Genomic DNA, 12,469 nt, shown 5'->3' with positions numbered 1-12,469 from the left:
TTATTTTTTTTCAAATAATTTAAGGCGTGCCAGGCACGCCTCTTTCACCCACTTACTAAAATTTCCTTTCCCCGCAGCTTTCTCGATTTGTTCCAACAGCTCATCCTCAAAACGGATGTTCTTCATGGTGCTTTTAGTGCGGTCAAAATTTGGTTTCTTTTTTTCTTGCATGGTAGGTACCAGTTAGGTTAATTTACACACATGTGGTACCTACCACATGGAATCTAAAATTAAGCAACGCCCAACAGTGCTGTCACACCAAAGGGCGTCTAACCTCACCAACTATCAAGGAGTTGATTATGGCTGATTCGCATTCTACCCCAGACACCGACCAATCCGGAACCGAACGTTCGGTAATTGTGGGATATCGCCCGAATGTTTTCGACAAATCCACACCCAAAATTATTCTTTCCGGCAAGTGGCTACGCGAAGCGGGGTTTGATACCGGCCAACAGATTACCGTAAAAGTGATGAACGGTTGTATCGTCCTGATGGTCTATGGCGAGCAGGAACAACGGTTGCTGGATGAGTTGAAAGAGGCACATCAAAAGTTGAACAGAATTGAGAGTACGCTGGCGACACTCCAGTGAAGTACGGCTGAACCTGCAAGCGGTACTTACAGGTTCACCTAGTGCCGGATGGCGCTGACGCGTATCCGGCCTACTCTCCTGGAAAATGAAGCCAAAGTGTAACGGAAACCCAAACAAATGAATCACCATGAAAAACCAGACTCAATCTTTTCGATTGACGACGATGAAAAAGTCGAAGAAATAAAAATTCAGTTACTAAAAGCCAAGATTCAATGTGCAAAATGTGACATTTATTCTGACAATATTGTTAATGGAGACAATTTCTTTGATGAATTATTGGCTCCAAATAAATAAAAATTTATTATAAACTCATGGAGAAGAACAATAATTATGATATTTGAAATTTTAGTTTATTATCCATGAATCGGCAACGCATCAGGGATTGTTCAATCACTACACGAAAAACCATAATGATAATACTATCCTGATGGCCTATGCCAAACGATAAACATGACAGCACAATAAACACCATATTATAATCCCGCTAAAAATACACGGGCATTTTTTCTTTAATCAGGAAGGGACAGCCTCATTTCTAATAAATTAATTATTGGGTTACATATGAAAAATTTATTCATGGCAATGGTTATAGCTTTCGTCACAATCACCACCTCATCCGCCGCTTTTGCATGTCCAAAAGGCGAACATCCGCATGGTGGTACAGGTTCACATCATAAGGGTGGTTGGTGCTCGTATGATCAATAAAATTTCCATTCCTGTCGTGTTATTGTTCTGCCTTTCAACATCAGCACTGGCAAAATCGACCTTGAATATCGACGGCAACTCGCTTTATCACGGCTATCAATTGTATGAAAAAGGTTTTGATTATTTGAATGTTCAGGATGAACAGATTGCTGTGATGTATATGTCTTTTGTCGCAGGAGTGGCAGGCACATTATCACAAGAGAATATCATCTGCGGTGAGAGTATAACCATTGGGCAGGAGGCCGATATTGTCGGGAATTACCTCCAAACTCATTCTAAGGAACGAACAAAATACACACCTTCAGCCCTGGCTATGATTGCGTTAGGCAAAGAACTCTCTTGTAGTAAAAAAAGTAATAGTTAGCATAATTTCCAGCTTTTGGTGCCGGATGGCGCTAACGCTTATCCGGCCTACGATTCCCCCAAAAAATAAAGCCGCTGATCGGTTAATCAGCGGCTTTCTGTTACCTGCAGTTACGTCAGAAGTTATATTTCACACCGAGCATACCGCGGGTATCGCTGTAGCCTTTATCGCCGACCTGTTGGGCCACGTTGCTCCATACGTTAAGACGCGGAGTAATTTGACCTTCAACACCGATTTTCAGCTCGCCGATGTTTTTGGTGCCGCGCATGTCGTTGCTTACATCATCCATTTTCACGCTGGTTGTCTGCGTGTTGTGGATCCAGTTGGCTTCAACAAACGGCTGGAACTCGCGAGATTTACCGTCGTCGATGGCGTTGTGACCGTTGATAAAGGCTTTCACACCCAGACGGGTCATCAGGTTGCCATCGGTATTATCCTTCACGCGGGTACCGTTCGCTTCGCGGTGACTGTCGGCTTGCACGTCCATCCATACCACCTGCGCTTTTGGTTGCAGCCAGTAGCTGTTGCGCTCGCTTTCACCCAGTTTAAAACTGTAACCGGCTTCAACCGAAGCGGTTATCCCGCTGGATTTGTATTTCTCTGCTGCCTGCTCCTGGCCCATCACTTTGTTATCAAACCAGTTGTACAGCGCCCAGGTATCCACGTAGGTACCGGTCTTGTCGGCGTCATTGGCATACCATGTGCCGTACAGACCCACGCTGTAACCAGTGACCTGGCCACGTGAATGGTAGCCGGTCAGGCTGGACTGCGTGCGGTTCTGGCTGTTGGCATAACCTGCCATCGCGCCGAGGTGCCAGCGGTCGAGACCGTCGCTACTCCACTGCGCCAGGTCGCCGCCTAACTGCATCACATAACTGTTGCTTTGGGTTTTCAACTGCCCGCTACCGTCTTTGAAGCGGGTATGTGCCCCAACGTTACGCATCCACAGGCTGGTAACTTTCTTCTCACCTGTCAGCATATCGACGTACTGCGTTTCACCCAGACGATCGTGCAGTCGGGTCATAAACAGCGTGTTAGCCGCGTAGTTGTTCGCCAGATAACTGCCTGCTTCCGGACGGTATTGCTGCTCAGTGACAGGAGGCGCAACGGGTTCTTCCGGCTCAGGGATAATCGGGTCTACAGGATCGACCGGGTCTGGATCAATAGGGTCAACCGGGTCCGGATCAACAGGGTCAGGGTCTTCCGGATCCGGCGGAGCAGGAATAAAGCTGGTCAGATACCAGTTGCTGCCCTTCTGCACAACGTTATAGTCGTACGCTCCGGCAACAATACGGCCCGCTTTCTCAAAAGTACCGTCAGAATTACCGGCCACTTCGATGATCTCAATACCTTCAATGGTCTGCGCCCCGGTTCCACCAATGTTATTCACCGCCACGAACGCATTACCCGCGGTGTTGCCGAGCACTTTCAGCTTGTCGGTTTCCGAGGTATCGTCATTCAGGACGGTATTGAAAACCAGTTTGCCGCCGTTCCCGGTAAAATCCTCATTGATGGTAAGCGTCTGCCACGGTTCACCGTCAGCATGCCCAAAGTTCACCACTGACCCGCCGTTCAGCGTCAGGTCGGTGAGCGTTGAGCTGTTGGTCATGTTCCAGGTCGCGTCGCTCATTTGCAGCGAGATAACGCCCGTCCCGGCAGTGGCGCTGGTGATGTATGACGCCCCGCTCCACAACGAGTTGTCGGTCATGTTGAGCTTAATGGTACTGTTTTGCTGCGGCAGACTGCTGGTTGCGGCAGTCGCGCCTGCGGCATGAAGATCGCCATCGATGAGGAAGCGCCCGCCAGTAGAACCGTCTACGATGCCACCCGTTTCGGTGCTGATGGCATAACTTTCGTTGCTGTGATCGCCCGCCATGGTAATGGCGGCCCCACCTGCCAGGTTTATCGCCCCGCGTGAAGTCGCATACAGGGCGCGTGGCGCTTTGCTGTATGATGCCGCTTTCGCCGAACTGTTCACGTTGATCGTTGCGTTTTCACCGAGATTCACGGTTGCGTTGGTGGAGTAAACCGCATGTGCACTGACGCCGTTGACCGTAATCGTCGCGTTGTTGCCTAGTTCCGTTTTGGACGATGAGGCGGCATAAATCCCTGTTGAAGAAGCACCCGAAGTCTCGATGGTGGCGTCATTGCCAAGCAGGATTGAGGAACCGCTCTGCCCGGTGCGAAGACCTTCTGAGCTATCACCGATCGTCACAATGTGTGCCCGGTCGCCGACCACAATTGTATTTTTGGCCTGCGTGGCGTCTTTCATCGCGTTGGCTGTGATACCACGTCCCTGGGAACCGGTGGTTTGAATATACAGATCGTCGCCGACGTAAATGCTGGCCGAGCCCTTCCAACCCTGGCTATAGGAGTTGTAACCGGCGTTAATACCGTCACCATCCTGACCGTCCACATAAATACTGGTGCGATCCCCGGTGATGATAAAGACCGGGTTATCCGGCGTATTGGCCCCGTGCGTGCGGATACCGTCAACATCTTTACCATTATTGGCGGCATTCTTCGACTGCGTGCGAATCGTCAGGTCGTCCCCAAAAATAACGCCCGGACTACCCGTTGTACTGTTCTGAATAACGGTAACAGAGTGCTCAAAGGCTTCAGCACCGGGTCCATTAATCGTTAATCCATTGCCATAAACAGGAATCGTGCCCGCACTCCATTGATAAACATAATTCGGCATGGCGCTGGTTTTAGCGAAACTGGCATTTGCCTGCGCTGGAATTATTGCCTGCAATTCCGGAGGCAGACTGCTAACCAGTCCGCTGGAAGGTAGACTATCAACGTCAACCCATGCCGCATGAGCTGAAAATACCATAGAGGTTAATGCGGCTGAAACCGCTATGGCAATACGAGAATAAGATTTGGGATTTGGCATATTAGCCTCCTGCTTTCAGGCGTAGAGCGTCCACCACATCGCAAGGATGTGAAAATAATAAAACTCAAAAATACGTTATAAAATGTTCGACAATATTTGATGAATACTATGGCCTAACTTATCTTCAAGTCTGAGCTTGTAGACATATATTTTCTTAATATCGATATTATCTATTTTGGTAATTTGCTGAATACTTTTCCCTGACACAAAACGCTTCAGTAATATCATTTCAGTATAGTTAAGTGAGCGTCCACGTTTGCTGTTGGCGAGATGGCCAGTAAAGAGTCGCCTGATTTTCTGATGTTGAACTTCGTCATCATCATCGGAATATATAATCCCTTGTATTTTATTGCTTTTGGACAGCCAGTAGTTGGCTAATGGCGCCAGATTCCTGTCAGCTATCAACACAATATGCATACCGCTGTAGGCCAGCCGGTCAACCCATTGCGGGTCGGAAAACAGGCGTAGATTAGGGAAAGAAAAATCCACAAAAATAAACCCACGCGACAAATGGTTCTGATTATTAAGCAGAAGCTTTTCAATAATTCCTTTTTGCAGAAAGCCATTCCCCTCAGGCCAGATAGCAAAAGCGGCACGGTGACAGTAACTGGCGCGAACCGCAGTATCTGGAAATAATTGACAGGATAATTCACAGCTTATGCAACGAACAGTCTGTGACGGTGATCTCTTCATCAAAAATGACTCCTGTTATTTTTCCATAAATATTTCATTGGTAAATAAATGTGTCAATCCAACACGTAGTACGTTCCTTGTCAGTTAATAACAGTGGCGCTAATAAAATGTAATAAACTCCTGATGCACTAATATGTATGGGCTGTGAGTAATACGATTGCGCTAAGCTTATTTACGCTTTATCTCAGAATAACAACCTATGCTTTAGGAATTTTATGCATAAATTCAGATTCTAAGATAAACAGTAAAAAAGCACTATTTGCTAAAAAATAACCTGCATAAAGGTTGCTTACTAATTACGTAATTCTGATAACTCAATCACCCTTGTCATGTTGTGGACAAATATAAAGATAATTCAGATAAAACTGTAATGAATTCTCATTATTTAACCTTAGGTAATTTTAACCTAAGAAATAAGATTGTTAACATGTTGTATTTAAAGGATTTTTAATAATTAAGCAAAATTCTTATCTTCAATCATGAACAAAGAGTGAGGCGCATTATCGATTTGGATGTAAAATTTAAAGGATGCGTTAGCACACGCTGTGATTCGTTTTGGTTACTGAGGGCTGGGCAATTGTACCTTATCAATCAGTTGGTCGAATTTAATCCTGATAGCAAAAGTCTGGTCAATCGTCAGACCGGGCGAGCAATTCAGCTCCAGCTCCCTGCCTCGCTCTGTTTTCTCTATTTAATTACTCACGCAAGTGACATTGTTTCCCAGAACACGTTGATGACAATTGGTTGGGGTGAAAGAAATAATGTGACCACCACCAACACATTTTACCAGGCTATTCTGACACTACGTAACGCGCTGGCGGACGTGGGGTTGCCTCGTGATACGGTGAAAACTATTTCCCGACGCGGGCTCAGATTAAATGAGAATACGCAAGTAGAGACAATAACGCTTCAACAGAGTGAAGTTTCCCCGCCGCCGGTTATTGAAGAAATCACCCCCGCAAAGATAATTCCTTCGGCACCACAACAAACTACGCAGATACCCTGGTTTGAGGTTTTATTTAGCGCCAGTGTCGTGATTGCCACGTTGATCATCTGGTTGGTGTGGTATCAAACGCGCCCTGTTATGCCGTTTAGTAAATTTGTCCCGGTCTCCATGCAGACCCCATCGCGACAAAATTGCAAAATCTATTACTCACCAAATGAACACGACCAGCAAGGCTATTTCAATCTGATGCAGTTACATCCCTATCTCTGTGAAAACAACAAGCACGTGTTTCTTACCGGTTACAGCAAAGCGGAAAGGATCGTGGCATTTGTCTGTGATAAAGATGCACGGGTGGATGCTAACGCATTTTGTACTACTCATTATTACTGGATGCGCGGGCAATGAAAAAAACACGCCACCTTATAGTGCTCGTGGCCGGGCTGGTTACTGTGCTCGGTTCAGGGGGATGGTTATGGCATTCACGCTATGCCGACAAACCGCTGAATTGCATCGGTAACATGGAATGGAATATTGGCAGCAACCGCTTTACCGGTACGTTATCGTTTCGGATGTACAACAGTGAAGGCCTGGCCACTATTACCGGCAAACTGTACGGGCGTAATACCTCCGACATTAGCAGGAACATCTATTTTAACTACACCCAAAAGCGCGATGCCCGAGTGCTACAGGCGATGCAGGTCGTCAAAACCTTCGCTGACACCGCTGATGAAGCGGATATTAACGACACGTTACCTGGATTTTACCGCCAAAGCGGACGAAGCCTGAGCCTGGTCATGGAGGAGTATAAAGGTGCATGGATATTTGCCAGCTCCAATGTGCCCTCGCTGTATTGCCGCAAAAGGTAACGTCATATCCGGAAACAAAAAGTACGGCCCCTCAATGAAATTCACATTTGTCATCATTAACTTACGCGACATGGGTCACTGAATCCACACATAACCCATTGCTATTCTTCATCGCGAATCAGGAAACATCCTGAATATCATAATATCCGTTGCGTAATAATTAAGCGAAATGGGCGTTATATTTTGCCCAGAAGACTTCAACCTACGGATGGATATTTGGAGAAGACGTGGGCAGGGGCGTTTATCTCTCTCGCGAGCAATGTCTGAGCATTCAGGCGTTATCGCATTTCAGGAAACGGTGTGTTTCCGGTGTATTTTTGGCGTACATATGAGGGATACGTAATGTTTACTTTTAAAAAGTGCCTGATTGCACTTTCTATAAATTTGGCCGTTGTTTCATCAGGTTTTGCTTGTACGACCCTTCTGGTCGGCAACGAAGCATCAGCGGACGGCTCCATGCTTGTCGCCCGTAGCGCAGACAGCGATGCTCTGAAAGCACAGCATTTTGTCATTCATCCGGCAAAGCAAAATCAGACCGGGGTATACAGCACCAAAGCACATAATGGTGCGAATGATTTTACCTGGCCACTGCCGAAAAACTCTCTGCGTTATACCACTGTCCCAAACTGGAAAACCCAACTGCACGGCGCGACCGGGTTTAACGAGCTGGGTGTCGGCGTGAGCGGTACAGAATCCATTTTTGCCTCACCGAAAGCACTGGCCGCCGACCCGTACGTTGAGGATAAAGGGATCACCGAAGACGATATCCCGGATATTCTGCTGTCACAAAGTAAAACCGCACGTGAAGCTGTGGCGCTGTTGGGCCATATCGTTGAGACCGTCGGCGCAGGCGAAGGTTTTGGCGTTGCCGTCGTCGACGATAACGAGATCTGGTACCTGGAAACCGGTAGCGGCCACCAGTGGATGGCGCAGCGTCTGCCGAATAACCAGTATTTTGCCACCGGTAATCAGGGCCGCTTACAGGATTACGATCCTAAAAATCCGGACATGATGGCGTCAAAAAACCTGATTCAATTTGCGACTGAAAAAGGACTGTACGATCCGGCGAAAGACGGTAAATTCAACTTCTCCAAAGCCTATACCCGTGATGACGAGCGTGACCGCACGTATAACGACCCTCGTGTATGGACCATCCAGAAAGAGTTCAATCCTTCCGTAAATCAGGATATGGCCAAAGGGCGCGAATTCCCGGTCTTCATGACGCCAGAGAAGAAAATGACGCTGGACGATGTGAAGGCCGTGTTGCGTAGTCACTATGAAGGGACCAGCCATGACCCGTACACCAACGGTCTGAACGGCAAAGAGCCATGGCGTCCGGTAAGCGTTTTCCGTACCTATGAAGCGCACGTCATGCAGGTCCGTCCGTGGTTGCCAAAAGAGATTGGTGAAACGACCTACATTGGCCTGGGCATGGCTGACCTCACCGCCTTTGTTCCGTACTACAGCGGCCTGAAAGCGTATCCGGCTAACTACACGATGGGTACCGATAAAGCGGACGATCAGTCTATCTACTGGAAATATCGTAAATTACAAACGCTGACGATGACCGATTATCCGAAGCTCGCGCCAATCGTCAAAAAAGCCTACAAAGCGTGGGAAGACAAAGTGGCGAAGGAGCAAAAAGAGGTCGAAGCAGAGTATCTGAAGATGGCGAAAACCGATAAACCCGCCGCGGATAAGATGCTGAATGACTTCAACCTGCGCATCATGGCTGACGCCGAGAAGCTGACGGAAGATCTAACCAATCAGCTATTTACCATCCGCACTAAAGACATTCAGTCTGATATTTTCTTTGCGAATGCAACGAAAAAAGACTGAGTAACGACGCGATAGTATTCTGGCGTAAAGCGCTTATTAGCTTTGCGCCAGCATTTCACACCGCGCCTTCACCGCCTCGTGCAGAAGGCGTACCGCGGTTGAAAGCTGCTTCCGATGCGGGCAAATCATATTCAGCGGGACTTTCTCTCCCTGATAATCCGACATCAGCAGTTGTAATCGACCGTCACGCACATCCTCGCTGACATCCAGCCAAGACTTGTACGCCACACCTTCTCCGGCAATCGCCAGGCGCCGGATCACTTCCGCATCGTCACTCATAATGGTGCCGTTAACCTGCACACTACTGACCTCGCCGTTGCGCGTAAATGTCCAGCGATCGTGCAGGCGGCCGCGTAATACGAAAGTCATGGCGTTGAGCTGTGTTAAATCATCCAGTTTTTGCGGCGCGCCGTTTTGCTCAACCCATTCCGGTGATGCCACCAGCACGCGTCGGTTACCCGGTGCAACCGGCAGCGCAATGTAAGACGCGTCTTCGGTGTTGCCATAGCGAAACGCAACATCGACGGGGTCTTTAAAGACATCCGTTACCTGGTCGGAGAAAAAAATCCGCAGGCGCAGCGCGGGATAGCGGCGTCGAAACGACTGAAAGACCGGTAGCAGCAGGTTACGACCGAGATCGGAAGGCACGGCGATTTGCAGCGTGCCTGATACTTCATCTTCCGGGGTCTGAATTTTTTGCAACCCGGCATGCATTACATCCAGCATCTGGCGGGCATAGGGTAACCAGACTTCACCTTCTGGCGTCAGGCGCAGGCTGCGCGTGGAGCGGGCGAACAAGCGGATAGCCAACGTAGACTCCAGGCGCTTGATAGCTGAACTGACCTGAGCAGGCTGAACGCCGACTTCGCGCGCGGCATCGCTAAAACTATTCAGCGCCGCGGCGCGGACAAACAACGTGAGATCTTCAAGCCGGAACATTTTCACTCCCCGAGTATAAGTCCTGTCGCCATAGGGCTATTTTTCCCGTTCTGTTACCGGTTTACCATCGAATTATTCAACTGATTCCTGTAACCGGAGAGACCATGAAAGCCATCGCCATTACTCGCGCCGCGACCGACGGCAATAACATTGAATTTTTACAAGAGATTGACCTGCCCATGCCAGTCGCTACCGGGCACGATCTGCTGGTTGAAGTGAAAGCCATTTCCGTCAACCCCGTCGATACCAAGGTCCGCGAAGGTTTTAACGCTGATGTGCCGCGCGTACTGGGCTGGGACGCCGTTGGCGTGGTGAAGTCCGTGGGTGAAGCCGTCACCCTATTTTCACCCGGCGATGAAGTCTGGTACGCCGGTGCGCTCGGCCGCGCTGGCAGTAATAGTGAATTTCAGCTGGTTGATGAACGTATTACCGCGCTGAAGCCAAAAACACTGGATAATGCTTCTGCTGCGGCGCTGCCACTAACCGCTATCACAGCCTGGGAAATGCTGTTCGACCGTCTGGGCGTTGAGGAAAATGGCAATGAAGATGATGTGTTATTGATTGTTGGCGCAGCTGGCGGCGTCGGTTCTATTCTGACGCAACTGGCCAGTAAGCTGACCAAAATGATCGTCATCGGTACCGCATCACGTCCGCAGAGCCAGAAATGGGTACGTGAAGCGGGCGCTCATCATGTGATTGACCACAGCAAGCCGTTGACGGAAGAGCTGGCACGGATAGGCATTAAAGAGGTGACGCACGTTGCCAGCCTGAACAATACCGAGCAGCACTATTCGCAAATTATTGCCGCACTGGCGCCGCAGGGCAAACTGGCGCTGATTGACGATCCGCAAACTCTCGATGCGCGCCCGCTGAAGGCCAAAAGCATTTCGCTGCACTGGGAGTTTATGTTTACCCGTTCGATGTTTACCACCCACGACATCATTGCGCAGCATCAGTTACTGACCCGTGTGGCGCAGCTGATCGACAACAGCACCCTCCGTACCACGCTGGGCGAACATTTTGGCGCGATTACCGCGGCAAATCTGCAAAAAGCCCACACACAAATTGAAACCGGTCGCTCGGTCGGCAAGATTGTGCTGGAGGGGTTTTAACATGTCTGATTCTGACGTGATTTCAATTATTGCGGTACTGAAAGCCAAACCGGGGAAAAACGACGCACTGAAACAGGCGCTACAAGCACTGCTGCTGCCCACGCGCCGGGAGCCGGGCAATATTGAATATGCCCTGTTCCAGTTACGCGACACGCCGGATGTGTTCTACGTACGCGAATCCTGGCGCGGTCAGGCCGGTCTGGATGAGCATATCGCTCTGCCACATTTCCAGGCGTTCATTCTACAAATGAACGATCTGCTAGCCGAACCGCTACGGCTGGATTATCTGACGCCGATTGAGGCGTAATATTAATACCGTGCTCCTCTGATGTTCGGGGAGCATAACAAATATCAACATGAGAATTTACCTAACTCAATAATAACTTGGACAATAAAATAGATATGATCATTATCCTCTAGAAAACCGTAGTATTAGTCACAAAATTAACATTGAAGATATATCGTTAATATTCATTATATTTCACAATAATAATAACAATATAAAAATAAGTCAGTCAGAAACATCAACTGAATTTTTACCCCTTACTTCCAGTACATACCATAAAATAATATGAATGCAGAAATATAATTTCATAATAACAGGCATTGTTATTTTAATGCGGTGGGAAGAAACTAAGCTCACTAAGGAAATTCTTATAAGAATAACTTTAGTCTCCCCCTGAAATTAACCATGATGATGTCAATAATGGTTAATTAGCTGTAGCTCAAAAATGGATATCGCCCAAGCGATTATAGACTTTACTGCGGGTTAGATAACCCGCAAAAAGCAACAACAAGGAATGGATCATGTCTACACCCGCTAATTTTAATGGCCAACGCCCAGTGATTGATGTCAATGACGCAGTTATGTTGCTTATCGATCATCAAAGCGGCCTGTTCCAGACCGTTGGCGATATGCCAATGACTGAACTGCGTGCAAGAGCAACAGCGCTGGCAAAAATCGCCACCTTATGCAAAATGCCGGTGATTACCACCGCCTCTGTGCCGCAGGGGCCAAACGGTCCGCTTATCCCGGAAATTCATGAAAATGCCCCTCATGCACATTATGTCGCGCGCAAAGGTGAAATTAACGCCTGGGATAACAAAGAGTTTGTTGCTGCGGTAAAAGCGACAGGCCGTAAGACGCTGATTATTGCTGGTACCATCACCAGTGTATGCATGGCATTCCCGGCCATCAGCGCGGTAGCAGAAGGATTTAAAGTCTTTGCCGTCATCGATGCTTCCGGTACTTACAGCAAAATGGCACAGGAGATCACCATGGCCCGCGTCGTACAGGCTGGTGTCGTGCCGATGGATACTGCCGCGGTTGCGTCTGAACTGCAGAAAACCTGGAATCGGGAAGACGCAGCGGAATGGGCTGAAGTCTATACCAAAATCTTCCCGACTTATCAGTTACTGATTGAAAGCTATACCAAAGCCCAGGATGTTGTGAAAAATAACGAGCAGTTGGACTCTCAGCGCGCTTAACTTTTCCAATCTTTCACAAACGCCTGTTTAG

13 protein-coding genes are annotated in these 12,469 nt (G+C 48.3%); 9 read left to right on the top strand and 4 right to left on the bottom strand.

Translation table 11 applies throughout. The features are described from left to right. Nucleotides 1-171, bottom strand: a complete 171-nt coding sequence (locus OGY06_RS15900) for a YlcI/YnfO family protein (RefSeq protein WP_286605687.1) — start codon at nucleotides 169-171, stop codon at nucleotides 1-3. Nucleotides 172-299: 128 nt separating this feature from the next. Here OGY06_RS15900 and OGY06_RS15895 point away from each other — a divergent pair, with 128 nt between their 5' ends. The 3 genes from OGY06_RS15895 (at nucleotide 300) to OGY06_RS15885 (ending at nucleotide 1,659) form a co-directional block, all read left to right on the top strand. Then, nucleotides 300-590: a SymE family type I addiction module toxin gene (locus OGY06_RS15895; RefSeq protein ID WP_286605685.1), complete on the top strand. Its 291-nt coding sequence runs from the start codon at nucleotides 300-302 to the stop codon at nucleotides 588-590. A 117-nt stretch (nucleotides 591-707) separates the two neighbouring features. Continuing rightward, nucleotides 708-884, top strand: coding sequence for a prevent-host-death protein (locus OGY06_RS15890; protein ID WP_286605683.1), 177 nt, complete (start codon nucleotides 708-710; stop codon nucleotides 882-884). Between the two features lie 358 nt (nucleotides 885-1,242). Further along, a complete protein-coding gene (locus OGY06_RS15885) occupies nucleotides 1,243-1,659 on the top strand; it encodes a Rap1a family protein (protein WP_286605681.1) in 417 nt (138 codons plus the stop codon). 115 nt (nucleotides 1,660-1,774) lie between these two features. On the opposite strand, the gene misL is transcribed toward OGY06_RS15885, so the two are convergent. Together misL and OGY06_RS15875 are read right to left on the bottom strand one after the other, a co-directional pair. Next, nucleotides 1,775-4,555 carry an intestinal colonization autotransporter adhesin MisL gene (gene misL / locus OGY06_RS15880; RefSeq protein ID WP_286605679.1) on the bottom strand — a complete coding sequence of 927 codons (2,781 nt, stop codon included), beginning with the start codon at nucleotides 4,553-4,555 and terminating at the stop codon, nucleotides 1,775-1,777. 75 nt (nucleotides 4,556-4,630) lie between these two features. Next, nucleotides 4,631-5,248, bottom strand: a complete 618-nt coding sequence (locus OGY06_RS15875; RefSeq protein ID WP_003827187.1) for a helix-turn-helix transcriptional regulator — start codon at nucleotides 5,246-5,248, stop codon at nucleotides 4,631-4,633. A 577-nt stretch (nucleotides 5,249-5,825) separates the two neighbouring features. On the opposite strand from OGY06_RS15875, the gene OGY06_RS15870 reads away from it, so the two are divergent. The 3 genes from OGY06_RS15870 to OGY06_RS15860 all read left to right on the top strand — a co-directional run bounded on the left by OGY06_RS15870 (nucleotide 5,826) and on the right by OGY06_RS15860 (nucleotide 8,899). Continuing rightward, nucleotides 5,826-6,599 (top strand): winged helix-turn-helix domain-containing protein, encoded by a 774-nt coding sequence (locus tag OGY06_RS15870; protein ID WP_257662228.1) that lies wholly within the window; start codon nucleotides 5,826-5,828, stop codon nucleotides 6,597-6,599. Continuing rightward, nucleotides 6,596-7,060: a YqeJ family protein gene (locus OGY06_RS15865; RefSeq protein WP_003827183.1), complete on the top strand. Its 465-nt coding sequence runs from the start codon at nucleotides 6,596-6,598 to the stop codon at nucleotides 7,058-7,060. The genes OGY06_RS15870 and OGY06_RS15865 overlap by 4 nt, the downstream gene beginning before the upstream one ends. A 342-nt stretch (nucleotides 7,061-7,402) precedes the next feature. Further along, nucleotides 7,403-8,899 carry a C69 family dipeptidase gene (locus tag OGY06_RS15860; protein ID WP_003827181.1) on the top strand — a complete coding sequence of 499 codons (1,497 nt, stop codon included), beginning with the start codon at nucleotides 7,403-7,405 and terminating at the stop codon, nucleotides 8,897-8,899. Between the two features lie 36 nt (nucleotides 8,900-8,935). On the opposite strand, the gene OGY06_RS15855 is transcribed toward OGY06_RS15860, so the two are convergent. Continuing rightward, a complete protein-coding gene (locus OGY06_RS15855) occupies nucleotides 8,936-9,838 on the bottom strand; it encodes a LysR family transcriptional regulator (RefSeq protein WP_148361308.1) in 903 nt (300 codons plus the stop codon). Between the two features lie 104 nt (nucleotides 9,839-9,942). On the opposite strand from OGY06_RS15855, the gene OGY06_RS15850 reads away from it, so the two are divergent. The 3 genes from OGY06_RS15850 to OGY06_RS15840 all read left to right on the top strand — a co-directional run bounded on the left by OGY06_RS15850 (nucleotide 9,943) and on the right by OGY06_RS15840 (nucleotide 12,438). Next, the gene (locus OGY06_RS15850; protein WP_149335677.1) at nucleotides 9,943-10,950 is read left to right on the top strand and encodes a zinc-binding alcohol dehydrogenase family protein; all 1,008 of its coding nucleotides are present in this window, start codon (nucleotides 9,943-9,945) and stop codon (nucleotides 10,948-10,950) included. Between the two features lie 16 nt (nucleotides 10,951-10,966). Further along, nucleotides 10,967-11,257, top strand: coding sequence for a putative quinol monooxygenase (locus tag OGY06_RS15845; protein WP_231133702.1), 291 nt, complete (start codon nucleotides 10,967-10,969; stop codon nucleotides 11,255-11,257). A 500-nt stretch (nucleotides 11,258-11,757) separates the two neighbouring features. Next, complete coding sequence (locus OGY06_RS15840; RefSeq protein WP_003827172.1) at nucleotides 11,758-12,438, top strand: hydrolase; 681 nt, start codon at nucleotides 11,758-11,760, stop codon at nucleotides 12,436-12,438. Nucleotides 12,439-12,469: the final 31 nt, after the last annotated feature.

Origin of the sequence: Citrobacter sp. Cpo147 (genome assembly GCF_030332405.1) — a bacterium.
GTDB lineage: Bacteria > Pseudomonadota > Gammaproteobacteria > Enterobacterales > Enterobacteriaceae > Citrobacter > Citrobacter portucalensis.
The sequence above is the reverse complement of the archived record's forward strand: the minus strand, read 5'-3'. Positions and strand labels throughout refer to the sequence as shown.

Coding starts and splice junctions, on each gene's coding strand:
- OGY06_RS15840 (WP_003827172.1), top strand. CDS start 11,758: ATGTCTACACCCGCTAATTTTAATGGCCAACGCCCAGTGATTGATGTC.
- OGY06_RS15875 (WP_003827187.1), bottom strand. CDS start 5,248: ATGAAGAGATCACCGTCACAGACTGTTCGTTGCATAAGCTGTGAATTA.
- OGY06_RS15850 (WP_149335677.1), top strand. CDS start 9,943: ATGAAAGCCATCGCCATTACTCGCGCCGCGACCGACGGCAATAACATT.
- OGY06_RS15865 (WP_003827183.1), top strand. CDS start 6,596: ATGAAAAAAACACGCCACCTTATAGTGCTCGTGGCCGGGCTGGTTACT.
- OGY06_RS15895 (WP_286605685.1), top strand. CDS start 300: ATGGCTGATTCGCATTCTACCCCAGACACCGACCAATCCGGAACCGAA.
- OGY06_RS15855 (WP_148361308.1), bottom strand. CDS start 9,838: ATGTTCCGGCTTGAAGATCTCACGTTGTTTGTCCGCGCCGCGGCGCTG.
- OGY06_RS15885 (WP_286605681.1), top strand. CDS start 1,243: ATGGTGGTACAGGTTCACATCATAAGGGTGGTTGGTGCTCGTATGATC.
- misL (WP_286605679.1), bottom strand. CDS start 4,555: ATGCCAAATCCCAAATCTTATTCTCGTATTGCCATAGCGGTTTCAGCC.
- OGY06_RS15860 (WP_003827181.1), top strand. CDS start 7,403: ATGTTTACTTTTAAAAAGTGCCTGATTGCACTTTCTATAAATTTGGCC.
- OGY06_RS15900 (WP_286605687.1), bottom strand. CDS start 171: ATGCAAGAAAAAAAGAAACCAAATTTTGACCGCACTAAAAGCACCATG.
- OGY06_RS15890 (WP_286605683.1), top strand. CDS start 708: ATGAATCACCATGAAAAACCAGACTCAATCTTTTCGATTGACGACGAT.